This window comes from Desulfatibacillum alkenivorans DSM 16219, assembly GCF_900142135.1.
Taxonomy (GTDB): domain Bacteria; phylum Desulfobacterota; class Desulfobacteria; order Desulfobacterales; family Desulfatibacillaceae; genus Desulfatibacillum; species Desulfatibacillum alkenivorans.
The window spans coordinates 13,693-37,651 of record NZ_FQZU01000011.1 but is presented as its reverse complement, the minus strand read 5'-3'; the positions used below and the strand labels follow the sequence as shown (position 1 = coordinate 37,651).

The 23,959-nt window shown below is 54.1% G+C and carries 25 protein-coding genes and 1 tRNA gene; 15 read left to right on the top strand and 11 right to left on the bottom strand.

What is annotated here, in order from left to right; genetic code table 11:
• Nucleotides 1–88: 88 nt before the first annotated feature.
• The 8 genes from BUE18_RS11005 to BUE18_RS10970 all read right to left on the bottom strand — a co-directional run bounded on the left by BUE18_RS11005 (nucleotide 89) and on the right by BUE18_RS10970 (nucleotide 10,713).
• Nucleotides 89–1,390, bottom strand: coding sequence for a helix-turn-helix domain-containing protein (locus tag BUE18_RS11005; RefSeq protein ID WP_073475636.1), 1,302 nt, complete (start codon nucleotides 1,388–1,390; stop codon nucleotides 89–91).
• Between the two features lie 359 nt (nucleotides 1,391–1,749).
• Nucleotides 1,750–2,133, bottom strand: coding sequence for a type IV pilin protein (locus BUE18_RS28615; protein ID WP_073475634.1), 384 nt, complete (start codon nucleotides 2,131–2,133; stop codon nucleotides 1,750–1,752).
• A 496-nt stretch (nucleotides 2,134–2,629) separates the two neighbouring features.
• The gene (locus BUE18_RS10995; protein WP_073475633.1) at nucleotides 2,630–4,636 is read right to left on the bottom strand and encodes a tetratricopeptide repeat protein; all 2,007 of its coding nucleotides are present in this window, start codon (nucleotides 4,634–4,636) and stop codon (nucleotides 2,630–2,632) included.
• A gap of 27 nt (nucleotides 4,637–4,663) precedes the next feature.
• Nucleotides 4,664–6,064, bottom strand: coding sequence for a sigma-54-dependent transcriptional regulator (locus BUE18_RS10990; RefSeq protein WP_073475631.1), 1,401 nt, complete (start codon nucleotides 6,062–6,064; stop codon nucleotides 4,664–4,666).
• Between the two features lie 22 nt (nucleotides 6,065–6,086).
• Nucleotides 6,087–7,388, bottom strand: a complete 1,302-nt coding sequence (locus tag BUE18_RS10985; protein ID WP_083610942.1) for a dihydroorotase — start codon at nucleotides 7,386–7,388, stop codon at nucleotides 6,087–6,089.
• Between the two features lie 38 nt (nucleotides 7,389–7,426).
• Nucleotides 7,427–8,095, bottom strand: coding sequence for a signal peptidase I (lepB, locus tag BUE18_RS10980; protein WP_073475629.1), 669 nt, complete (start codon nucleotides 8,093–8,095; stop codon nucleotides 7,427–7,429).
• A 57-nt stretch (nucleotides 8,096–8,152) separates the two neighbouring features.
• The gene (locus BUE18_RS10975; RefSeq protein ID WP_073475627.1) at nucleotides 8,153–9,316 is read right to left on the bottom strand and encodes a homocysteine biosynthesis protein; all 1,164 of its coding nucleotides are present in this window, start codon (nucleotides 9,314–9,316) and stop codon (nucleotides 8,153–8,155) included.
• A 95-nt stretch (nucleotides 9,317–9,411) separates the two neighbouring features.
• Complete coding sequence (locus tag BUE18_RS10970; protein WP_139264686.1) at nucleotides 9,412–10,713, bottom strand: M23 family metallopeptidase; 1,302 nt, start codon at nucleotides 10,711–10,713, stop codon at nucleotides 9,412–9,414.
• Between the two features lie 275 nt (nucleotides 10,714–10,988).
• Here BUE18_RS10970 and kdsA point away from each other — a divergent pair, with 275 nt between their 5' ends.
• From kdsA to BUE18_RS10895, 15 genes are all read left to right on the top strand, one after another.
• Nucleotides 10,989–11,810, top strand: coding sequence for a 3-deoxy-8-phosphooctulonate synthase (kdsA, locus tag BUE18_RS10965; protein ID WP_073475623.1), 822 nt, complete (start codon nucleotides 10,989–10,991; stop codon nucleotides 11,808–11,810).
• Between the two features lie 37 nt (nucleotides 11,811–11,847).
• Nucleotides 11,848–12,384 carry a KdsC family phosphatase gene (locus tag BUE18_RS10960; RefSeq protein WP_073475621.1) on the top strand — a complete coding sequence of 179 codons (537 nt, stop codon included), beginning with the start codon at nucleotides 11,848–11,850 and terminating at the stop codon, nucleotides 12,382–12,384.
• A gap of 25 nt (nucleotides 12,385–12,409) precedes the next feature.
• Nucleotides 12,410–12,928, top strand: coding sequence for an LPS export ABC transporter periplasmic protein LptC (gene lptC, locus BUE18_RS10955; RefSeq protein ID WP_073475619.1), 519 nt, complete (start codon nucleotides 12,410–12,412; stop codon nucleotides 12,926–12,928).
• Nucleotide 12,929: 1 nt separating this feature from the next.
• Nucleotides 12,930–13,538 (top strand): LptA/OstA family protein, encoded by a 609-nt coding sequence (locus tag BUE18_RS10950; RefSeq protein WP_073475618.1) that lies wholly within the window; start codon nucleotides 12,930–12,932, stop codon nucleotides 13,536–13,538.
• A gap of 3 nt (nucleotides 13,539–13,541) precedes the next feature.
• Nucleotides 13,542–14,264 (top strand): LPS export ABC transporter ATP-binding protein, encoded by a 723-nt coding sequence (gene lptB, locus BUE18_RS10945; RefSeq protein WP_073475617.1) that lies wholly within the window; start codon nucleotides 13,542–13,544, stop codon nucleotides 14,262–14,264.
• Between the two features lie 92 nt (nucleotides 14,265–14,356).
• Complete coding sequence (gene rpoN, locus BUE18_RS10940; RefSeq protein WP_073475616.1) at nucleotides 14,357–15,817, top strand: RNA polymerase factor sigma-54; 1,461 nt, start codon at nucleotides 14,357–14,359, stop codon at nucleotides 15,815–15,817.
• A gap of 193 nt (nucleotides 15,818–16,010) precedes the next feature.
• Nucleotides 16,011–16,553, top strand: coding sequence for a ribosome hibernation-promoting factor, HPF/YfiA family (gene hpf, locus BUE18_RS10935; protein WP_073475615.1), 543 nt, complete (start codon nucleotides 16,011–16,013; stop codon nucleotides 16,551–16,553).
• Nucleotides 16,554–16,578: 25 nt separating this feature from the next.
• On the top strand, nucleotides 16,579–17,037 hold the full coding sequence (locus BUE18_RS10930; protein ID WP_073475614.1) for a PTS sugar transporter subunit IIA: 459 nt from the start codon (nucleotides 16,579–16,581) through the stop codon (nucleotides 17,035–17,037).
• Between the two features lie 2 nt (nucleotides 17,038–17,039).
• Entirely contained in the window at nucleotides 17,040–17,903 is an 864-nt protein-coding gene (gene rapZ / locus BUE18_RS10925) for an RNase adapter RapZ (protein WP_073475613.1), read from the top strand.
• A gap of 243 nt (nucleotides 17,904–18,146) precedes the next feature.
• A complete protein-coding gene (locus tag BUE18_RS10920; RefSeq protein ID WP_012610492.1) occupies nucleotides 18,147–18,566 on the top strand; it encodes a PTS sugar transporter subunit IIA in 420 nt (139 codons plus the stop codon).
• 1 nt (nucleotide 18,567) lies between these two features.
• Complete coding sequence (rimI, locus tag BUE18_RS10915) at nucleotides 18,568–19,140, top strand: ribosomal protein S18-alanine N-acetyltransferase (RefSeq protein WP_073475612.1); 573 nt, start codon at nucleotides 18,568–18,570, stop codon at nucleotides 19,138–19,140.
• The gene (gene gap, locus BUE18_RS10910; protein ID WP_073475611.1) at nucleotides 19,040–20,056 is read left to right on the top strand and encodes a type I glyceraldehyde-3-phosphate dehydrogenase; all 1,017 of its coding nucleotides are present in this window, start codon (nucleotides 19,040–19,042) and stop codon (nucleotides 20,054–20,056) included. The genes rimI and gap overlap by 101 nt, the downstream gene beginning before the upstream one ends.
• Entirely contained in the window at nucleotides 20,056–20,817 is a 762-nt protein-coding gene (gene tpiA, locus BUE18_RS10905; protein ID WP_073475610.1) for a triose-phosphate isomerase, read from the top strand. Before gap ends, tpiA begins: the two co-directional genes overlap by 1 nt.
• Before the next feature lie 58 nt (nucleotides 20,818–20,875).
• Nucleotides 20,876–21,325, top strand: coding sequence for a preprotein translocase subunit SecG (gene secG / locus BUE18_RS10900; RefSeq protein ID WP_073475762.1), 450 nt, complete (start codon nucleotides 20,876–20,878; stop codon nucleotides 21,323–21,325).
• A gap of 11 nt (nucleotides 21,326–21,336) precedes the next feature.
• Nucleotides 21,337–21,422 (top strand) — tRNA-Leu (locus BUE18_RS10895).
• A 92-nt stretch (nucleotides 21,423–21,514) separates the two neighbouring features.
• Here BUE18_RS10895 and BUE18_RS10890 read toward each other — a convergent pair.
• The 3 genes from BUE18_RS10890 to BUE18_RS10880 form a co-directional block, all read right to left on the bottom strand.
• Nucleotides 21,515–22,621, bottom strand: coding sequence for a tyrosine-type recombinase/integrase (locus BUE18_RS10890; protein ID WP_280173696.1), 1,107 nt, complete (start codon nucleotides 22,619–22,621; stop codon nucleotides 21,515–21,517).
• Nucleotides 22,622–22,838: 217 nt separating this feature from the next.
• Nucleotides 22,839–23,075 (bottom strand): helix-turn-helix domain-containing protein, encoded by a 237-nt coding sequence (locus tag BUE18_RS10885; RefSeq protein WP_073475608.1) that lies wholly within the window; start codon nucleotides 23,073–23,075, stop codon nucleotides 22,839–22,841.
• A gap of 196 nt (nucleotides 23,076–23,271) precedes the next feature.
• A complete protein-coding gene (locus BUE18_RS10880; protein ID WP_073475607.1) occupies nucleotides 23,272–23,670 on the bottom strand; it encodes a hypothetical protein in 399 nt (132 codons plus the stop codon).
• Nucleotides 23,671–23,959: the final 289 nt, after the last annotated feature.

Here is a 23,959-nt window from a genome sequence, read left to right as displayed (position 1 = left end):
AAGGCGCGGAAGTCTCGGAAATGGCAAGCTCCGTGTCTTTCAGAATCAAAAATATTTCGGCCATATGGCGGCTTGCAGTAAAGTGATTCTAACGCAGTTTGGCCCAAAAAAGGCGGGCGGCGCCGGGGCCCGGGTTGTACCAACGGGTGGGGGTTTGGTCCTGAAGATAGATCAGGTCGCCTGACTTGGCTTGGTGGATTTCATCGCCGAAGCTGATTTCCAGAGCGCCGCGGGCCAAATAGCCCATTTCCTGGCCGCGGTGGGTGAAAAAGTGTCCGGAAACGGTTTGTTCGGGCTCGATTTCAATCATAAAGGGTTCGGCGTTTCCTTCAAAATCCAGGGGGGTGAGCATTTTGACCGATCCTTCGTACTCGCTGAGGTTGGCCAATGTCACGGCCGAGGCCTGGCCGGACGGAAACACAATCTGGGACCGCTTTTCAAAATCGCTGGAGAACAGGTAGCCGGGGGAGACGTTGAGGATTTCCGCCATTTTAAGGAGGCCTGGAATGGACGGATAAATGGAGTTGTTTTCCACCTGGGAGATGGTGCTGGCGGTGACGCCCACCATTTTGGCCATCTGCACCTGGGACAGGCCTTTTTTCATCCGAAGCTGCTTGATGCGGGTTCCCAGATCCCGGAATCCTGCGCCGCCCTTGTCGCCCGAAAAGACGAGGTCCGCGCCTTTCATCTGGTAATGATGGGGCTGCTGGATGCGTTCCGGGGTTCTTCCTTCCGCCTTGATGACGGACAGGGAAGAGGTGCCTCTTTTGATGGAAAGCTCCAGGGCCACCTGAGCGATCTGGTTGATCTGGGCGCGAAGCCTTTGGGAATGGGCGCCTTTTTCCATGATCCAGTACGCCACGGTGGACAGGTCGTACAAACGGGGGCAGGAATGGGAATAGAAGCTGCCCACCTGCTCTTCCCCGCCCCAGACTTCCTGCATGCCGGTGAGGCTTTCAAATACCAGGTGCACGTCGCCGTGGAGTTTTTCGTGCACGGAATACAAGGCTTCGTCAAAGGCTTTGATGTCGCCGGGCGTCTCCACGCTGACCACCCTGCTTTTTACCTTTTCAGGCGCGTTTTCCAGGAATTTCAAAAAGGCCGAGGCGCCTTTGCCCTTTCCATAGGTGAAGCAATCCAAAACGGTGAGCAAGGGGCTTTTTCCCATGGCGCCCAGGCGTTCGAACAGGTTTTTGGGGGACCTGTCAAAGCTGATGAAAATGACGGGGATCTTTTGCTCCAAAGAGGAACGTACAAAGCGGAGCCAAAAAGCGCTGGCCAGATTGCCGGACTCATCGTACCAGACCACGTTGTCGCCCAAAAGCAGGCTTCCCAATATCTGGTCAAGGCCTTTTACTCCCGTTGAAACCTCTGTCCGTTTACTTATCATCACGTGCGGCCTCCTCAGATCAGCGCCCTTTTTTCGGGAAAGACTCCCTCATCAGATCCATTTTCAAAAATTCGATGATTTCCTGCCATTAATTTATACTAACACGGTTATCAAAGTCGGAAGACGGTGGCAAGTTGAAAACATTCCGGCGCATTTCAAAGGACGTCTTTTTTTAGAAGGGGTTTTGGGGCTAATGGGATTGGGGAAGGAAAGGGCGGCGCATTGAAATGGAGCGTGTATCTTTCATGAATAATTAATATAACGCGAAAAACAAGCAACCCATCGTGCGCATGCAGGGAGTTCATAAAAAAAAGGGGACGCCCGAAGGCATCCCCTTTTTAAAATCCGATGGATTAAGATTAATCCACGGTCAAGGTCTGGTTGGCGGTCATGGTGTAGGTTTTGTCGCCCTGGCCATGCTTGGTGGTGATGGACCAGTCGTTCTGGCCGGTGCCGCCGTCGACGGTAACGGTGACGTTGGAGGTCTGCCTGAAGCCTGCTTTTGCGGTCTTGGCAACGTCGAGGGTCATGACGACGCCTTCTTTGCCTTCTTCAGTGTAGTAGGCCAGAATGGATTGGTTCAGGTTGTGCAAATCGGTCATGGCGGCTTTGTCGTAAGCCTTTTTGCGGTAGGCGATAAAGTTCGGGATGGCAATAGCGGCCAGGATGCCGATAATTGCGATAACGATCATGAGCTCGATCAGGGTGAAACCAGATTCTTTTTTCGTCAGTTTTTGCATCATTTGTCTTTCCTCCTGTTTTTGGATGTTGTGTGTGTGATGCTTTAAAAAAGCATGTTGCTAAGTTAATAAAATGTGTTTCAGCTCGCCAATTTTCCTGTAAACTTCCTCCCGGAAGAGAGGCTCGCTGAAATTTCCAGCGTCGTCGTTCGGTCTTATGTATAAGCAGTTAGTGTGCCAAAGTTTATAAATATTTTATTAAAGTTGAAATTGCTGTGAAAACAGATAATTAAAAGATGGGAGGCACGGGAGGGGCGAGAAACGCGGGGATTTTTCCCCGAGGAGTGCGGTGAAAATCACCCGGTCCTGGGGATTTTCACCGCTTCGAGGCGGGAAAATTCCCCTGCGCCCATGAAGCGCAAACGCATTCTTTCTTTTTGGTGTGATATATTTCATAAGGATGGTGCGAAATATGACATAGCAAAAATCAATTTTTACACAAAAAATCATTTTTTGATGATAGTATTTTAATAAAATAGTAAATATTTAATAAAATCAGCTAGTTGTTATTCCGGATCTGCTCCAGCTTGTCTATGGCCTCCTGATATTGGGGCGCGGTTTTAATCAGCGTTTTCAACAAAGCCTGGGCCGCTTGCTCGTTTCCCATGAGATCATAGAGACAAGCCAGGTTGTAGGGGGCGTCCAAAAAGCCGGGGGCCTGCCGCATGGATTCCCTAAAATGCGCCTCGGCGGGGGCCGCCAATCCTTTTTTTATATAAAGGAGGCCCACCAGGTTATGGACTTGGGGCAGGTCGGGGTGCAGGTTCAGGGCTTCAAGGTAGTTGGCCAGGGCGGCGTCCGTTTCTCCCTGCTTTAAGGCGATGGCCCCCAGAAAGGTATAGGCTTCATACATGAATGGGTTTGCCTTGATGTTTTTTTGAAACCAGGTTTTTGCGTTTTTGTAGTCCATTTGGTCAAAGAACATGGTTGCGATATTATAAAGGACGATCGCCTCCTTCGGATCGGCCTGAACGACTTCGTCGCGTATCTTCCGCCCGTCTTCGTAAAAGCCCGCCTTAAAATAATAGGTTCCCAGGTAGCTTTTCGCTTTTATGGAATCGGGTTCGATTTCCAGGGCCTTTTTGATGCATGTTATGGCTTCTTCGGTTTTTCCCTGTCTGTTCAGGGCGATGCTCAGGCCTTCCAGGGCGTCCTTTCGCTTTTCCTTCAGGGTCAGGGATTCCCTCAGGTATTTTTCGGCGGCGGGGTAATCCTGCTTGCGAAGGGCGGCCACCCCTATAAGATAGGAAGCAAAGGGATTTTCGCCGGTGATCTGCATGGATCGCTTCATCAAGGCTATCCCGTCCTCCCAGGCGCGGGCCTGGTTGTACCCAAGGAGGGTGAGGGCGAGGACAAGCCCAATTCCTGCGCCGGCGGCGACGGCCTTCTTTGAAGGCGCCCGCCTGAAAAGCTCCGGGCCTCCCCAAGCCGCCATGATATAAAGGCCTATTGCCGGAATATACATGAACCGGGCGGCCATGGCCTGGGGGCCGGACTGGCTGACGCCGATAACCGGGAACATGACCCCCAAAAAGAAGAGCCACCCTACTATGAGGCATCTGTCGGTCTTCCATCGAAAAGCGGCCAGGAAGGTTACGGCGGCCAGGATCAGCAAGGCGCCGATCCACATCCAGTGGGGAAGGGGATTTTCCGGTATGGGGTAATAGACCGCGATGTCAACGGGCCACAAGGTGTGATAGGCGTATTTAAAATAGGAGATGAAGGCGTTGGGGATTCTGAAGGACAGGGGCGCCCCTTCCAGCGAGGCCACGGCGCCGACATGGCGCTGCAAAATAAAGGTCGCCAGGGAAAACACCAGGGAAACGGCGAAGAGGGGGGTTTTTTCCCTGACCAACGCCCATATTCTTTTAGGGGCTTGGGTAATTTCCTCCGGGGAGATGCGTTTCAGGGGCCAATAATCCAGCAAAAGCAAGGCAAAGGGCAGGGTGACCATCATGGGCTTGGCCATGAGGCCCAGAATAAACAAAAGGAGAATGAGCGCGTAGTTTTTCCATCCGGGGTTTTTGACAAATTTTAAATACGCCCCCATGGAGAGCAGCCAAAACAGCCCGAAAAGCACGTCCTTGCGTTCCGTTATCCATGCCACGGACTCCACATGCATGGGATGCACCGCGAACAGAGCGGCGGCGAAAGCGCTTTTAAAGGGGGCGCCCGTCATTTTGTTCAGGACCGCAAAGAGCAGAAGGGTGTTAAGGGCGTGAAGGAGAATGTTGGTCAGGTGGAAGCCGCCCGGGTTAAGGCCGAAAATCTGAGCGTCCGTCAAAAGGGACAGCCAGGTTACCGGGATCCAGAATCCGCCCCTGGTGGTGGTGAAAGCCCATTTGACGCCCTCCCAGGAAAGCCCCAGGCTCATGGCCGGGTTTTCGTAGACGTACAAGGAGTCGTCATAAAGGAAAAAACCGGTATGGGGAATGGTGTGGTAAACCGTTGCGACAAGAGCGACTAAGCCCATGCATAGCAATAGGTCGATGCGCGCTGTTTTCATTACAGGTTCCAGGTTAACTGCCGCCCGCTAAGAGGACGGATTATACTTGTCGTAGCGGTATCTGAAAGAATCTATACTGATTCCAAGAAGTTTGGCTGCTTTATGCTTCACTCCCCCCGCCGTTTCCAAGGCTTTGTCCAGGCAGACTTTCTCCACTTCCGACAGCACGTCGTCGATGTTAAGGCCGGAGGACGGCACGGAAATCATCTGGTCCCAGGAAGGCTTTTCATCCGCGTTTCTGGACATTTTATGAGAGGAGAGAGCCAGGCTGTCAGGCAGGATGATGTTTGTGTTGGAAAGGGCCACGCTTCGTTCGATCATGTTTTCCAACTCCCGGACGTTGCCGGGAAAAGGGTAGCGCTGGAGCAGATTGACAGCGTAGGAAGACATTTTGGAGATTGCTTTGCCCATTTCCCGGGAGTATTTTTCCAGGAAATGCTGGGCCAAAAGGCGCAGGTCGTCCTTCCTTTCCCTTAAAGGGGGAACGCGGATTTCGATAACGTTCAAACGGTAAAACAAATCCTCGCGAAAACGCCCTTCAATCACTTCCTTTTCCAGTTGGCGGTTGGTGGCTGAAAGAATGCGGATGTCCACTTCCACGTCCTGGGTGGCGCCCACCGGGCGGCAGACCCTTTCCTGGATGACGCGCAGCAGCTTGACCTGAATGGCCAGGGAAAGTTCTCCGATTTCGTCCAGGAACACGGTTCCTCCGTTGGCGGCGGTGAACAGCCCCTGCTTTTCGTGGATAGCCCCGGTGAAAGCGCCTTTTACGTGCCCGAAAAGTTCGCTTTCCATGAGGGTTTCGGGAATGCCCCCGCAGTGGATGGGCACAAAAGGGGCCTTGGCCCGCCGGCTCTCCCCATGTATGGCCCGGGCGATCAATTCCTTGCCTGTTCCGGATTCCCCGGTAATAAGAATGTTCGTGCGGGTGGGCGCCGCCTGGCGAATCAGGTCGTACACCCTGGTCATGGCCGGGCTGTTGCCCACAATGCCGCCGAAATGGGAGGTGGCCGCCAGCTCTTCTTCCAGGATTTGCTTTTCCCTTTCCAGGGTTTTGCGCTCCAGGGCGTTGGCGATGGTGTCTCGCAGTTCATCATTGTCAAAGGGTTTGGGGATGTAGTCAAAAGCGCCTTCGTTCATGGCCTTGACGGCCGATTCCGTGCTGGAAAAGGCGGATATCATGATTACGACCGGCTTGGGGTTAAGCCCCATGGCCATCCTGAGCACTTCCAGGCCGGAGATGTCTCCCAAACGGATATCGCATAAAAGCAAATCATAGGAATGCTTTTTTAAAAGGCCAAGGGCTTCTCTGCCGCCTCCGGCGGTGGAGACCTCGTAACCGTCTCTTTCAAGCATCAGGCCCAGGAATTCACGCATGCCCAGTTCATCATCAACAATCAGAATTTTATGGGGAGATTTAGCAATCATGGCATATTGTATCCGTAGGGGGTTAGGCGCTGCATTTATATTGAATCTTTCCGTCAACCACGGTCATGGCTGCCGCGCCGGTCAGTTTCATGCCGTCAAAGGGCGTGTTTCTGCTTTTGGATGCAAAACGATCCGGGTTCACCTCATAAACCTTGTTCAAATCAATAAAGGTGATGTCCGCGGTCGCGCCCTTGCAAAGGCCGGAAGGCGCCAGCCCCAGGATCCTGGAGGGGTTGACGGACATTTTCATGACCATGTCCGCCAGGCTGATGACCCCGTCATGCACCAGGGACAGGGACAGGGGCAGGGCCGTCTCCAGGCCGATGATGCCGTTGGGCGCATTTTCAAACGGCGCGCTTTTTTCCTTCGCCGAATGGGGCGCATGGTCCGTGGCGATGGCGTCGATGGTTCCTTCGGCCAGAGCCCGGCGAATGGCCTGGCGGTCGTTTTCCGACCTGAGGGGCGGATTCATTTTGGCGTTGGCGCCTTTTTCGGCCACTGCGTCATCCGTGAGCATAAAATAATGGGGCGCGGTTTCCGCGGTCACGGGCAGCCCTTCGTCTTTGGCCTTTTCCAGGGCCAGGACCGATTCCCGCGTGCTCACATGGCAGATGTGCACGGCGGCGCCGGTCTCGCGGCACAGTTCGATATCCCGCTCCACCATCACGCTTTCCGCGGTGTTTGGAATGCCTTTTCGGCCCAGTTTTTCGGCTGCGGGCCCCAGGTTCATAACTCCGCCGCCTACAAGCGGCATTTCTTCGCAATGGCTTAATATGGGACGGCCAAGGGCGGAGGCCCGTTTAAGGGCCTGGCGCATTGCGTCCGGGTTCTTGACGGGCATGCCGTCGTCGGTGAAGGCGACGGCGCCTTCTTGGGCCAGGGTTTCAAAGTCCACCAGGGTTTGTCCGCTCAGGCCGCGGGTGACGGCGCATGCGGGATAGACCTTGCAACGCCCTTGGTTTTTGGCGGTGCTTAAAATTTGCCGGAGTATTTCCGGCGAGTCGTTGGCCGGAGAGGTGTTGGGCATGCAGCAGACTGCGGTGAAGCCCCCGGAGACTGCGGCCAGGGTTCCCGTCTCGATGGTTTCCTTGTGCTCCTGCCCGGGCTCCCGCAGGTGCACGTGCATGTCCACCAGGCCGGGGACGGCCGTCAGCCCCGTGCAGTCAATGACTTCACAGGGCTGCGGCCATGTATTTTCGGATCCGGGGTACACCAGGCTGTGAATGCAATCGCCCTCCACAATGACGTCCATTGCGGCGTCGATCCGGTTGATGGGGTCCACGATATGGGCGCCCCGGAAGATCAGATAGGGTTTGGCATCCAACGCCCCGGTCTCCTTTCGGTTTTTAAAGCGACAAACAACTAATGGAGTATTTTTGCTATTCTGTTCCAACGGACGTCGAAAATGCTTTTATCCTTGGAATAGTATATCATAAAGGCTCGGCCTCTCAGGTTTTCGTAAGGTACAAAACCCCAATACCGGCTGTCGCTGCTGTTATCCCGGTTGTCCCCCATGGCGAACAAGCAGTTTTCCGGCACGGTAATAGGCCCGAAATCACGGAATTGTGGCATGCCCGGGTTTTCCGGGCCTTTTAATATGCCCCACTGCTTTTCGTACCGTTTCTTATTAATGTAAACGATTCCCTGATGCACCTGCACCTCGTCCCCGGGCAGGCCGATGACCCGTTTGACATAGTCCAGCTTGCGGTTCAGCGGGAAGATGAAGACGATGATGTCTCCGTGATCGGGCTCGCCCGTGGGAATCAGGACTTTGTTGGAAAATGGAAGCCTGACTCCATAGGAAAACTTGCTCACGAAGATCTGGTCTCCGATCAGGAGCGTGTCTTCCATGGAGCCCGAGGGAATTTTAAACGGGGCCACCAAAAAGGCGCGGATGAACAGGGCCAGCAGCAAGGCGATTAAGAGAGCTTCCAGATTTTCTCTGATAATTCCCCTGGGCTTTTCGAATTGTTCGTCCGGTTCAGGAGCGGCTTTGGGTTTTTCCGTTTTCTGTTCTTTTTTCGGTTTCAAAATTCCTCGGGCGTCGCAAGTGGAAGAGTTTTACATTAATATCCCGAAAGCATGGACTCAGGGCAGCATTCCCTGAGGTTCGGTGATCAAAAAATCGCCCTCTGTAATCTGGGTTTTTAAGATGTCGCAGATTTCACGGGCCAGGACAATGCTGGACAGGGGCGATGTGGGCACGTCTTTCCCTTGGAAGCGGATTGATCCGCTCATGAGCTCCGCATAGCTGACTTGCTGGAGGCTCTTGGCGTTGCCCGCGGGGTAGTCGTTTCCGTAATCAAAGATCTGGGTGAACAGATCGTCGTTGCCCACGCCTGTGTAAGCGGCCATCTCCTCGTTCAATATGGGAATGGGGATTCCCACGCCCATGGACAGGGAGGGGCCGTAGCCCAGGATGCTTACCCCCACCACGAATTTGGGGTTCATGGTTTTCATGTCCCCCGTGAGCATCAGGGTGCGGGCCGGGCGGACCGGCGCTCCCATGGGCGTGGATTCCACGTTGGGGTTGTATTGGGTTCCCTGGAAGGAGACCCAGCCGACGCCGCCCCCCATGAAGATCTTTGTGCCGATTCCGATTGTTTTGCACAATGGATCGTTGAACAAGGGGGATAGCTGGCCCGACGTGGAGTAGTTGGCGTTGGAGGCCCTGGGTTTGAGCACGCCCATATAGGTGTAAACGGTTTTGGTGCTCATGTTTATGGCGCAGGCGTAGTTTTGGTAGGCGTTTCTTGGGTTGCACAAAACCGCGTAGGGCAAATCCTTGAGGGTGACCATTTTTTCGATCCGGCGGTTGGGGTAGCACTGGGTGCCGTAAGCCGTTGCCAGGAGGTGCACCTCTTCGCCTGCGATGAGGTCGTGAATCACATGGCCGCCGCCGTAATTGAACTCCCCGGGGTGCACCCTGTTGAGGGGGTCTTCCTCGCAGGGTTCGGTGGCGCCGATGTAGCAGTCCACCGCCGCGATTCCGGCGTAGGCGGGCACGTTGTTCAGCCAGGTCTTGGAGGCCTTGATGCCGGGTTTGGAGTGGCCGAAGTTGATGAATGCGCCGGAGGAGCACATGGGGGCGAAGGTGCCTGTGGTGACCACGTCCACTTCCCTGGCCGCTTCAATCGGCCCGTTTTCCTTGACGATGTCCACCATTTCCTCTGCGGTGACCACCACCACTTTGCCTGATTTGATTTTTTCGTTAATCTCGGCGTAGGTCTTGTTTACTTTAAACTCGCTCATAACTTATTCTCCAAAACAGGGAAAACCCCATTTTTTTCTTTTTTGTATACCGTTTCCGGCGGCGTCCGGCGCGCGCTCCTGCCTGAGGGGCGGACTTACTGGAGGGCCTTTGTAACAGCGTTGATCTTGGAGGTCACGTTGTTTTTTATCCAGGATGCGTCCCACCATTCAATGGGGTTCACAAAGGTGTCGCCCACAAGCATGCCAAAGTGCAAATGGTCTCCAATGGCAAGCCCCGTATTGCCGGTCAGGCCGATAATCTGATTTTTTTCTACCTTTTGCCCCTCATTCACGTCAATGCGGGACAAATGGGAGTACTGGGAAATGAGGCCGAAACCATGGTCTATGTACACGGTCTGGCCGTATATTCCCTGTGGGGCCGCAAAAATCACCATACCGCTGTTGGCCGCAGGCACGGGGGATTGGGCGACGGAGGCCAAATCAATACCCAGGTGCACCTGACGGTCCACGTTTTCTCCTTTATAGCGGTATTCCCGCCTGTCTGCGAACCTGGCCCGGTTGGCCGAATTGGGCAGGCGCGAAAAAACGCCGTCCCAATAGATCACAGGTTTGGAGTGTTCGCACATGGCGCCGGCGATGGCGTAGTCGCTTTGCCTTTGCTCCCTGTTGATTTTCAGGTAGCGATCGATGAGCGGAACGTTGGGATCGACCCTTTTGCCCGCTTCGAACTGAGGCAGGACCATTTCCATAAACCGGTCTGAAATATTTATGACGTCCTTGCGAAAATTGCCCGGATTGATCAGGTAGGAAAAAGAGGCGGCGCCGATGTTGCCGGCCTTATCCGCGGCCTGTATCATTATTTTTGTGTCCGTGGGCTGTTCATTGTCCACGGCGAAAAAGGCCATGTATACGTCCGGGTCGCTGAATGCGCCGGAATAGCCGGGGAAAAAATTGTCCCCCACCTGGACGCCGTTTTTCACGCCTTTTTCGGAAAGACGGTAAATGGCCAGCCCCGAGCCTCCCTGGCGCAGGTAATGCCTTGTGGTCAGAACGGAGATGGCCGGCGGCATGGTGTCAATGGTCAGAGGGTATTCCTGATAAAACAGGTTGCCGTTGGCCCAGCTCCTTAAAGACCGGTCCCTGGCGCTCACCCGGAGCACCGCCTCGCCGTCGCTGATGTTCAGCTTGTCAGGCTCTATGGTGAACGAGATGGCGTCTTTCTTGACCTGTCCCGGCCCCAGAAATCCTTTGGCGGGATATTCCTTGGAAAAAACTTCCACTTCCTTGTCCCCGGGGCGGGTCAGGACGATCCGGACGCCTGACAAGCCGTTTTCGGGGTCTGCAAGCACGCCTTCAAAGGTGGTGGATAAGCCCGCATGGGTGATGGGCGCCTTCCATTGAATGGTTGGCGCATTTCCCTCCATACGTTGAAACAAGTACCAGCCTCCGGGGACTAAAACCACCGCGAGCGTTATCCCAACCAACAAGCCTAAAAAACGAAATCCCTTCTTTTTCAATATATTATCCTATATGTCTGAGGGTCAATTGTGCCGTAAAACATATCAGCTTGCAGGGCTCGAATCAAGCCCTGTTTTTACCGCCTTGACAATACCCGGGTAGCAGGATAAACCCAAGTCAAAGGTTTTTCAAGCCTTGCGTTTATTGACTTTACGCCAATTGGCAGGCTCATTGATCAAGGATGCCGTGGATTATGACGAACACATTTTCAATCGGAAACAACATGAACGTGGGCATGGGGGCGCCTTTGCTCCTTATCGCCGGGCCTTGCGTGATCGAGAATGAGGAAAAAACCCTTGAGATCGCGGAGCGCATACAGGGAATCGTCCGGGACATGGACGTCAACTTTGTTTTCAAGGCTTCTTTTGACAAGGCCAATCGCACGTCCATAGACTCTTTTCGCGGCCCCGGCCTGGAGCAAGGCCTGGCTATCCTGGGCAAGGTCAAGTCCCGGCTTGGGGCGCCGGTGATTTCCGACGTGCATTCCCCGGATCAGGTGGGGCCGGCGTCCGAGGTTCTTGACATCCTGCAGATTCCCGCGTTTTTGTGCCGGCAGACCGATTTGCTGGTCGCCGCGGGCGACAGCGGCAAGCCCGTTAACGTGAAAAAAGGCCAGTTTGCAGGCCCCTGGGATATGAAGCACGTGACGGGCAAGGTCATGTCTACCGGCAACGAGCGCATCATGCTCACGGAGCGGGGCAGCAGCTTTGGATATAACAATCTGGTGGTGGATTTCAGGAATTTCAGCATCATGAGCGACTTGGGCTTTCCCGTGGTGTTTGACGCCACCCACAGCGTGCAAATGCCCGGAGGGCTTGGAAGCTGCTCCGGCGGGGACCGGTCCTACGTTCCCTTGCTGGCGCGGGCGGCTGTCGCCGCGGGGGTGGACGGGGTCTTTTTTGAAGTGCATACGGACCCGGACAAAGCCCTGTGCGACGGCCCCAACTCATTGACTCTGGAAATGCTGGAAAGCATTTTGCCCCAATTATTGGCTATCAGGAAAGCAGCCTTCTGAATTCCGTCCGGGAGCGATCCCGGAGAAGGGACGAACCATGCCGGATAACGCGGCCGAAAACTGGAAGGTCCTCGAACAGGTGGATGTCTTGCTCCTGGACGTGGACGGCGTGCTGACGGACGGGTCCATCACTTACGGGGACGACGGCGGGGAAATCAAGACGTTCAGCGTGAAGGACGGCCTGGGAATCCGCATGCTTCAACTGGCTGGAATCGTCACCGGCATAGTGACGGGGCGCAGTTCCAAAGCGCTTGCCAAAAGGTGTGAAAACCTGGGCGTCACGCATCTTTGGGACGGCGTGAAAAACAAGTCCCTGCTCATAGAGCAAATCAGCCGGGATATGAAGGTTCCGCCTGAACGCATGGCCTTTGTGGGCGACGACATACCGGACATGGGCATCATGTCCAAGGTGGGCGTAAGCGTGGCCGTGGCGGACGCCCATCCGGAGGTGATAAAAGCCGCCAGGCTGGTCACTACCAAACCCGGCGGCCGCGGGGCAGTACGGGAAGTTTGCGAAGGGATCCTGAAAGCCAAGGGATTATGGGATGAAACGCAGAAACAGGTTGCAGTCTAGCATAATCTATTTGATGGCGGGCTTCTTGATCGCTTTGATAATCGGGCCCATGGTGGGGCGCCTCTACATGAAAGACGACGGGGGCCGGACCACTGTGGAGAAAACCGATATTTCAAAGGACGGCGGCATGGTGCTGACCAAACTCCACCACGAGGCGGTCAGGGACGGAAAACTGGAATGGGTGCTGGATGCGGCCTCCGCTGAATTGGCGGAAATAGGAAAAAGGGGCCGATTCTACAATCTCGGCATCGTGTTATACGGCGCAGACAAGTCCGAAACCAAGGCGACGGCCAAATACGGCGAGGTCAGTTTTTTCACACATGACTTCATGCTCAAGCACGCTGTGGAGGCGACGAACAAGCCGTACTCCCTGATCAGCGACAAATTGGAATACTCCAATGAAAAACAGTCGCTTTCTTCGCCGGGGCGGGTGAAAATCAAAGGCCCGTCCGTTTATTTGACGGCGGATTCCATGCAATATGACCTTAAAAACAAACAGGCGGAATTTAGCGGAAACGTAGTCGCTATCCTTGGAGGCTCCTGATATGTCGAACATGAATCACAAACGCTTGTCCGCAGGCATTATTAAGATCTTTCTGCTTACCGTTTTTGCCTGTGTTTGGTCTTTGGGGCCTTTGTGGGCCGACAATACCGTCCAATCTCCGGATCAGGCGGCTTTGGCCGGGTTCGACCTGTCCAAAGGGCCGATCACAATAAAGGCGCAGAAACTGGTGACCAACCAGGAAGAGAATATGGCCTGGTTTTCCACGGATGTGGTCGCGACGCAAGGCAAGACCACCATCAAAGCCAATGAACTGACAATTTGGTACGTGGGGGAGAATGAGCAAAAGGACCTCCAAAGCGGCCTTCCCGCCTCCCAATCCTTGAAAAAAATCCAGGCCCTGGGGAATGTGGAGATTGTCAACGAGGCTTTCACCTCCCGTTCGGACGAGGCCTTGTATTTGCAGAAGACGGGCGATTTGGTGCTGACCGGCGGTCCCGCCAGGGTGGTTTCGGGAAAAAACACCGTAAGCGGCGAAACCATCACCCGAAGCAAGGACGGCCTGTTGACCTTTGAAGGCGGGGTGCAGGCGGAGTTTTTCCCGGAAGAATCCGAGGAGAATAAGGATAAGCCGGCCAAGGAAGGCGAATAGCGCATGGCGACCTTGCTTTTGGAAGACCTGGTAAAGGTCTACAATAACAAGATGACCGTGGATCATGTGACCATGGAGGTGGCCAGCGGCGCCGTAACCGGGCTGCTGGGCCCCAACGGCGCCGGCAAGACCACCACGTTTTATATGGCCGTGGGCATGATTCAGGCGGACGGAGGCAAGGTTCTTCTGGACGGGCGGGATCTGACGGACGATCCCATGTACGTGCGGGCCCGAAAGGGCTTGGGCTACCTTCCCCAGGAAAGCTCTGTGTTCGGCAAGCTGAGCGTGCGGGACAACATCATGGCCATCCTGGAGGTGGGCAAGTTATCCCGGTCCGGCCGGGAGAAGAAGGCCGCCGGGCTCATGGACGAGCTGGGAATCACCCGTCTTGCGGATCGGAAGGCCTATCTGTTGTCCGGCGGTGAAAGAAGGCGGCTGGAAATCGCCCGGGCCTTGGCCACGGAGCCGTTGTTCATGCTTTTGGATGAGCCTTTCGCCGGCATAGACCCCTTGGCGGTCATTGACATATCGAATATCATAAAGCATTTGACGGAGCGTGGAATCGGGGTTTTAATTTCGGATCACAGCGTCCGAGAGACTTTAAAAGTTTGCGATACTGCTTATATTTTAAATCATGGCGCCGTGATTGAATCGGGTTCGCCGGAAAAAATCGCCTGTAGCGAGGTGGCCAAGCGTTTTTATCTTGGCGAGGGATTTACTCTGTGATAGACTTTTGGCATAGAACATGCACGGGATGAAGCTCGTCACATCCCCTGAGAAAAAAATTTTAGCATAATAATCAGGCAGTCAGGATAATAATGGCACTGGAACTACGACAGCAACTGCGTCTGGCCCAACAACTCATCATGACGCCCCAGCTGCAGATGGCGATCAAGCTGCTGCAACTGTCCCATTTGGAGTTATTGGACGTTATCCAGCAGGAGATGGAGCAGAACGCCGCCATTGAAGAGGGGGACGAGTCCGGGGGGGCTGACGAAGATATGGGGGACAACCGAAGAGACGACCCCATGGATTTGGCCGCCAAAGAGGCGGCTCCGCCCGAAGAAAAGGAAGTAGTCATAGAGGAACGCACGCCGGATGACGTGGATTGGTCCAACTACATGGACGAATACAGCGCTCCCGGGCCTGCGGTGTTTGAGAGCGAAGAAAGGGAGGCCCCCAAATACGAGAGCTTCATAGCCCGCAAAGAATCCCTGTCCGAGCATCTTTTGTGGCAGCTCATGTTGAAATTCTCCGATTCCAAAGACCAGGAAATCGGAGAAATGATCATCGGCAACCTGAACAAGGACGGATACCTGGACGCCACGGTTGAGGAAATCGCCCTGACCATGGGAGAAGAGCCCGAACTGGTGGAAAAGGTCCTGGAGCAAATGCAGACCCTGGACCCGGTGGGCGTATGCGCCCGCAATCTGAGCGAATGCCTCATGATCCAGATTCGCCATCTTCAGCTCAAGGATCCGGTGCTGGAGCAGATTGTCTGCAATTATCTCAATCACCTGCAAAATAAAAACTACAAGGCCATTGCTTCGGCCTTGCGCATCACCATGGACGACGTGCTTGCCGCCGTCCGGGTCATCATGAGCCTGGAGCCCAAGCCGGGCCGCCAGTTTTCCGACGAAGAGCCCCATTACATCGTACCCGATATTTTCGTATACAAGGTCGGGGACAATTTTGAAATCGTCCTGAACGACGACGGCCTGCCCAAGCTGCATGTGAGCAACTTTTACAAGCAGGCTCTGCAAAAAGAAGCCAACCTGCCCGAAGAGACGAAAAATTACGTCCAGGGCAAGCTGCGGTCCGCGGCCTGGCTTATCCGAAGCATCCACCAAAGGCAGCGCACCATATATAAGGTCATGGAAAGCATCGTGAAATTCCAAAGGCCGTTTTTGGAAAAGGGCATCGCCCACTTAAAGCCCATGGTGCTGCGGGACGTGGCCGAGGACATCGACATGCACGAGTCCACCATCAGCCGGGTCACCACGAATAAGTACGCCCACACGCCCCAGGGGATTTTCGAGCTGAAGTACTTTTTCAACAGCTCCATCAATAGAGTGAACGGCGGCGCCATTGCTTCGGCCAGCGTGAAAGAGCGGATTTTGCAGATCATCAAGAGCGAAAATCCCAAAAAGCCGTATTCCGACGACAAGATAGCCTCCATGCTGGAGGATAACAATATTCAGATCGCCCGCCGTACAGTAGCCAAGTACCGCGAGATGCTGGGGATTCTTCCTTCCAGCAAGCGCAAGAAGCTGGCCTGACGGCGCATTTGTTAACCTAGTCGTCCCTTTGAAAAGGAGTCTAAGGAAATCTAATTCAACCATTTAACAGGCATCGGCCAAATGCCCCAAATCCTTGCTTAAAAGGGTTTACTTTGAAGCCGGTCAGGAACAGGGCCGGCTGGTACAACAAGCGGGCTTAGCCCGCGCAACCGAAATAAGGGAGGTTGTTCCTATGCACACATCGGTTACTTTTAAAAACCTGGATCCCTCCGACGCTTTGAGAGATTATGCTAGCGAAAAATTGGACAGGTTTGACAAGTACCTGGACAATCCGGCCGAGGCAAACGTGGTATTGACTGTGGAGAAGCATCGCCACATTGCGGAAATCAATGTGGCGGGCGACCGGCTCACGATCAATGGAAAGGAAGAGACCGGCGACATGTATACCTCCATAGACAAGGTATTGGATAAGCTGGAAAAACAAATTAAAAAGGGAAAGCAAAAAGTCCGAAAGCGCCGGGACGCGTCCCGGGGCAAGGCCCGCCTGAGAGAGGAGGACGCCATCAGCGCTTTGGAGTCGGACGACGAACCTCTAGAGACAACCATCCGTGTGGAAACCATTGATTACAAACCCATGGATGTGGAAGAAGCCGTACTGCAAATGGAGTTGGTGGACAATCAGTTTATGGTGTTCACTAACGCAAAAACAGGCCAGGTAAACGTGCTTTACCGGAGAAGAGGAAACAACCTGGGCCTCATCGAGCCCATGATGTAGAATAGGTTGCGAAGCGATTTAATTTATGAAAATTCTTGATAACATCACTCCCGAGTGCATGCAGTGCGATCTGCAGGCCCGGGATAAGAAGGGGATTATAGAGGAACTGGCAGCCCCGGTGGCCCAAGCCGCCGGGGTCAAGGTTGAGGATATGGTCCGGGTGCTGCTGGACAGAGAGCGCCTGGGAAGCACCGGCGTGGGGAACGGAATCGGCATTCCCCACGGTAAAATGAGGGAGTTGAGCAAACTCCATCTGGGTTTCGGCATCAGCCGGCAGGGGGTGGATTTTGAATCCATCGACGGAAAACCCACCCACATTTTCTTCCTTTTGGCGGTCCCGGCGGACTCCGCCGGGCTGCATCTCACCATGCTGGCTCAGATTTCGCGGCTTTTACGTAACGAAGAGTTCCGCAAACGCTTGATGGGTTGCGACTCCCCCCGGGAGGTCACTCAAGCCATCGGAGAAGTGGATCAGGAGTTCTAATCGTGGAACGCCTTAAAATCGTCATCCTCACGGGTCTGTCCGGGTCCGGCAAAAGCACGGCCCTGGCGGCCCTTGAGGATGCGGGATTCTTTTGCGTGGACAACCTGCCCGTAGCCTTGCTGCCCAAGTTTCTGGAATTGCAGAACCAAACCGTGTCCGAGGTGACGCGGTTCGCCTTTGTTATGGATCTGCGGGAAAAAGGCTTTGTCTCCCGTTTTGAAAACGTTTTCAAGGACCTGGAAGAACAGGGCTACGCCTTTGAAATCATTTTTCTGGAATCGGACGAAGACACCCTGATCCGGCGCTACTCGGAAACCCGGCGCCAGCATCCCTTGTCCAAGGACAAAGGGCTTTTGGAGGGCATTCGCCTGGAAAAGCAGGTTTTGGAGCCGGTGCGCAACATCGCCCACCGGGTGGTGGACTCGTCCAATTTGAACGTCCACCAGCTTAAAGCCATGATTCAGGAGATGGGCGCCCATAAGAACGAAAGGAAGTCCATCCAGATCAGCGTGCTTTCGTTCGGGTTTAAATACGGCATTCCGCGGGGCGCCGACCTCGTCATGGACGTCAGGTTTTTGCCCAATCCATACTTTGTTCCTGAATTAAAGAATTTGACCGGACTGCAAGCCCCTGTGCAGGAGTTTGTGCTGGAAAAGCCCGTGACCCAGGAGTTCTTGAAGAAGTTTATGGACCTGCTGGATTTTTTGGCGCCCCAGTATCAAAAAGAGGGGAAAGCCTACCTGACCGTGGCCGTTGGGTGCACGGGCGGAAAGCATCGCTCGGTGTCCGTGGCCGGCAAGGTTTTTGAGCATTTAAAGGGTCTTTTCCAGAATGTATCCCTTTCGCACCGGGATATTGAACGGTAAAGTCCTTGCTTTTTAGTCCGATACGTGAAAATGTTCTGGCCCGTCCGGGCCTGTTTATTTTTTAGGCCCCGCCGGAATTGGGTCTTGCAAAGCCTTTGCTTGGCGCCGTATAGTTATCTTTTTCCGGCTTAAACCTTAATCAAACCGCGAGTAATCGCGGGGCATCCTGCGTCCTTGCGGCGCAAACCGGAGCGGCCTGACGCCGCGCCGGCGCCGAAAAACAGTTAGGAAACCTTAGTAATCATGATCGGTATTGTTGTTGTAACCCACTCCCAACTTGGCGACGCCCTGCTCTCCGCCGGAGAGTTCGTTCTAGGGGCGCCCATCGAGTCCGCCCAGGCGGTTTCCATCAATTTGAAGGAATCCGCAACCAAGCTGCGGGATGATATCGCCAAGGCCATCAAAAACGTCAACCAAAACGAGGGAGTCCTTATCCTGACGGACATGTTCGGGGGCACTCCTTCTAACCTGAGTTATTCCTTCCTGGAGGAAGGGCGTGTGGAAGTCATGTCCGGAGTCAATCTTCCCGTTCTTTTGAGGGCCGTCAAAACCCGGCAAAAAGAGGGCAAACACATCCGGGAGCTGGCCCAGGAAGTTGAGGCGTACGGCAAAAAGAGCATTTGCCTGGCAAGCGGTATCTTAAAGGGCAACAAAACCGGCTAATATGAATTGTTCCATAACCCTGGAGGCGATGGACCCGGCGGATCTGGATGAGATATGCCGGGTTGACGGGGAATGCTTCCTGTTCCCCTGGCCCCGCCCCTATTTTGAGAGTGAGTTGAAGCTCCCCGGCGCCCGTTGCGTGGCGGCCAAACTCCAGGGCGACAATGCGGACGGCGATATTGTTGCGTATTGCTGCATCCGCATCTTAATGGATGAAATGCACCTGATGCGCATTGCGGTGGCTCCGGAGTTCCGGGGCAGGGGAGTAGGCTTGTGGATTCTGGAGGCGGTTTGCGCAATGGCTTCGGGCCTGGGCGCGGAAACGGCCCTCCTGGAGGTGAGAGAATCCAACGCCGCCGCCGCGGCTTTATATGAAAAGGCGGGATTCGCCTGCTGCGGCAAACGGCCTAACTATTATCCGGAAACCAGGGAGGCTGCCCTGGTTATGCAAAAAAAAATCCCAAGGAGGCATTATGACCACGAAAATTGCAATCAACGGCTTTGGGCGGATAGGACGTCTTCTTTTTCGGGCTGCATTGGCCCATCCTTCCCTGGAAGTGGCGGCGATCAATGACTTGATGGATACCAAAACCCTGGCCCACCTGTTGAAATACGACTCCACCCACGGCAAACTGGACTGTGAAGTGAAAGCGGGAGAGGCCAGCATTGAAGTGGACGGAAAAACCATTCCCGTATCCACGGTCAAGGATCCGGCGCTTCTGCCTTGGGAACACTACGGCGTGGACATCGCCTGCGAATGCACCGGGCTTTTCCGGGACCGCGAAAATGCAGCCAAACACCTGAAAGCGGGCGCCAAGAAGGTCATCATTTCCGCTCCGGCCAAAGAACCGGACGTGACCATCGTCCTGGGCGTGAACCAGAACGAATACGACCCGGCCAAGCACGATATTATCTCCAATGCTTCCTGCACCACCAACTGCCTGGCCCCCGTGGCCAAGGTGCTCATGGAGAATTTCGGCATCAAAAAGGGCCTCATGACCACCACCCATGCCTACACCTCGGATCAGAGGCTGCTGGATGCTCCCCACAAGGATCTCCGCAGGGCCCGCTCCGCCGCCCTGTCCATGATCCCCACCACGACGGGCGCGGCCAAGGCCGTGGCTCTGGTCATCCCCGAACTGGAAGGCAAGCTGAACGGCTTCGCCATTCGCGTCCCCACCCCGGACGTCTCCATTGTGGACCTGGTGGTGAACGTGGAAAAGGCCCCCGGCTCCGTGGAAGCAGTCAACGAAGCCATGAAAAAGGCCGCGGAAGGCGAACTCAAGGGCATTCTGGATTACTCCGATCTGCCCCTGGTCTCCACGGACCTCACCACCTGCCCGGCTTCCTCTACGTTCGACTCCGGCCTGACCTACGTCATCGACGACATGGTAAAGGTGTGCTCCTGGTACGATAACGAATGGGGATACGCCAACCGCGTGGCCGACCTGGCTGAAATGGTCGGTAAATCATTGAAGGAGGCCTGCTAGTGGACGCCAGAACGCCGCTTATCGCCGGAAACTGGAAAATGTTCAAGACTCCCCAGGAGGCCGCCCGCGACGCGGCCGCCCTGGCGGAACTGGTCAAGGGCGTGGAAGGCGTGGACGTGATGATCGCCCCCACCTTCGCCTGCCTGGTTCCCGTAGCCCAGGCCCTGGAGGGAAGCGCCGTGGCCCTGGGCGCCCAAAATATGCACTGGGAGACCGAAGGCGCCTATACGGGCGAACTCTCCGGCCCCATGCTCAAGGCTGCGGGGTGCTCCCACGTGATCATCGGCCACTCGGAACGGCGCCAGTATTTCGGCGAGACCGACGAAACCGTGAACAAGAAGGTCAAGGCCGCTCTGGAGGCGGGGTTGAAGGCTGTTTTGTGCATCGGCGAGACGGAAGAGGAAAGAGATCAGGAAAAAACGCTGAATGTGCTTGACAAACAGCTTAAAGACGGTCTAAAAGACATTTTTCCCGGCTCGGGGGAGGACGCCTTGGTGGTCGCCTACGAGCCTGTCTGGGCCATCGGCACCGGAAAAACCGCCACCGATGATCAAGCCCAGGAAGCCCATGCATTTATCCGTAAGGTTTTGGCGGAATTGTTAGGAAAAGATCTTGCCAAATCCACACGCATATTGTATGGGGGGAGCGTCAAACCGGCCAACATCGCCCAACTGATGAGCAAGCCGGATATTGACGGAGGACTGGTGGGCGGCGCCAGCTTGGATCCTGAGACTTTTTCGCAAATAGTCAAGTTCCAATAAAACGGCCGCAAAACCAAAGGAAGGCCGCCAATCCGTATAAATGGCGGAAAAGGAAATCATGACGATACTCGTTACCGTGATCCACATTGTTGTTTGTATTGCGCTCATCCTGATTGTTCTTCTGCAAACAGGCAAAGGAGCCGACATGGGCGCCGCCTTCGGCGGAGGAAGCAGCCAGACCGTGTTCGGCAGCTCAGGCCCCGCAGGCTTCCTGAGCAAAGGCACCACGGCGGCTGCGGTTTTGTTCATGTGCACTTCCTTGTTCCTGGCGATTCCGTCCGACAGCGCCATGGAAAGAAGAGCGGTTGCGCCCGAGCCCATCACCCAGGAGGAGATGGATCAGGCCATGCCGGCGGACGTTACGGTGGATAACCTGAAGGCGGAAGCCGACGCCGCAGCCCAGGCAGCTGAAGAAGCCGCTCCCGCTGCGGAAGCTGCGGCCACAACCGCTGAGGAAGCGCCCGCCGCACCCGCAGCGGAAGCAACACCGGCTCCTGCAGCCGAATAAAAGACAACCTTGCCGAAGTGGTGGAATTGGTAGACACGCTATCTTGAGGGGGTAGTGGGCCACGCCCGTGCCGGTTCAAGTCCGGCCTTCGGCACCAAATACTCAGATTAAAGGCGATTTCGGATAGTTATCCGGGTCGCCTTTTTTCATGTGCAGAAATGTGCATTTTCCGTCCAAGCTCATTGGGGGCTAACCGCTCCTTTTCACCCCATGATTACCCTTTTCCCGCCCGGTTTTTTCGGAGGGCATCAACGCTTCATCCAATTGCCGTCTTCCCTCTCCAGGTATCCAGTGTCCGTAGACGTCCACGGTAATCTGGAAGGAACTGTGACCCATCTGCCGCTGCACATAGGCCGGGCTCTGATGCGCCATGAGCATGATTGTTGCATAGGTATGCCTCAAGTCATGCGGGTTGCGCATCTTAAGTTTAGCCTTGCGGCAAACCTTCTTCATCAGCCCCTGGATTTTTTTCTGGCTGTACGGGCATTCCAACAAGGTAGCAGGGTCCGGGAACAAGAGGCTAATATCCCCGCCCTTGCCCCGTTCCAAACTCTCCCGACGGAGCATGACGACGTGACGTCTCAGGTCTTCAACCAAAAAGTCCGGCAAGTCCACTATGCGACGGGACTTCTTAGTCTTTGGCTTGGAAAAGCTGCCACGCTTGAAGGTTTCCGTGACGTGATAGGAACCCCTTTCAAGATCCAGCCCTTCCTCCTTCATGGCAAGGGTTTCTCCCAACCTCAGCCCAGCATGGACCATCATTTTCAGGATCATGACCTCTGAACGATTGCACATTTTCTCTGCTGTTTCCAGGAAGCGGTCCCTTTCTTTCTTTTTAAACGGGTCCGCCTCTTTTTGGTCACGCTCATTTTTTGACTTAAGAATGTGTCTCAACAGCCTCCCTGCCGGATTTGAATTTACATGGCCATCATCCATTGCTTGGTATAGAATGCTGTGAATTACGGAGTGAGCGGCCTCCACCGTGGCTGGAGATCGCGTTTTACCCAACTCTGTGAGCATGGACTTGATTTCTTGCCGTTGGATTTTATCCATGGCTCTATCCTTAAATACCGGACTTGGCAAAATGTGAATGCGGAGAAGCTGTTCGTACCGCTCCCACGTGTATTCCTTCCATCTGATCTTTCCACCCTCAAGCCAGTCCTTAGCGTAGCTTGTGAAATCCGGACAATGGTTGGGTGGGGGCAGGGCGGATTGGGCCGGAATCCCACTCAGTTTCTCCGCGATGGCCTCAGCGGCCTTAATAGCGCTTGTCAAGCCCTCGCGTCCCGCGCCCATGGTTCTATTCTTTCTTTGGTCGCCCCTGTTAACATAAACACGCCAGATTTTGTCTTTGTCGCACCTGACATTTACACCTACGCCAATTTTGTAACAACGACCGTGTGTTCCCTGAGTCCAGGGATATTTACGCCAAGGCATATTAGCCTCCTTTCTACCCTTGGCTGCACAATTGCATTGGGCAAAAATAGCAGATCCAAGGGGGGGGAACAAGATTTTATCTGTATGAGCCGCACACATCGTTCACTAGAGAGTCCAAGTTGCGCTCCGCCTCCTTTTTGGTTTCAACGCTATGCTTGAATTGAGAGAGCCATTCCTCAAATTCTTCGGGATTAACACGAATGGTTCTCCCTATCTTGTAATTGGGCATGCCTTTTCTCTTAGCGTAATACCTTAGCGTGCGAACCTCTATAGACGTTCGTTTTGCTAATTCTTTGAGCTTGATCAGTTCCATATATTCCTCCTGGAACGCAAAAAGGCGATATGCATTGCTGCACATCGCCCTGTTTAAGAAATTGGGATTATCGTTCACCTTTTTAGTTTACCATGCAAATTTTTCTCTGAAGAGGCACAACCGGATTTCAGCGTTTTTTTATAGAATATCATGCATGATCAGGGGAAAGATCACCTTGATCAGGCCTCGCATTCTTTCATTTATGCTTTCTTCGTAACGCCTTTGCCAAGTTTTTATGCCTTCTTGCGGAATGCTTAGGACTATCAAATGCCATCATTTCTTCTTTGACTATTTTTTCGTACAGCCAATAGTAATCGCTGTTTGCTTCTCCTTGCTTAAGTGAGGCATCCAGTAATTCTGCAAGATTTCGCATTTTCATTCCCTCTTGAGGAGCCTCACCCGGAATAAAGCCCATTTCCCAGAGAACGGATATTACCTGGACAGGCACTTGGGCAAATCGTTTATATTTGGCGCGCTGCCTTTTTGAGATGCTTTTCAGTTGGGCCACCTGACTATCTTCCAACCGATCGAACTCGAAAATACCCTCGCCCCTAAATGAGATACTGCTTAAAACTCCATCTGACAATATAGGCACACACACCTCCCTTTAAATTATATTGGGTTCCAGTCAGTTTCATAGACCTCATGCCCAGCATCGTTTCGCAAAATGTCTTGGGGTAGCCTATCGCAAGTGCTGTGCCAAGGTGGACTAATAATTTTATTTATAATTATTTCAATATGTTGCTTATAAAATACGTGGTGTATAATAGTGTGTAAAATCATGGGGATTGTGTGTAATCCGTGTAACTTTACACACTCATTACACACAAGTGAGGGGCGTCAAAGGAAAGAAGAAATATTCGTCTCAGCGATTAATTATGAGA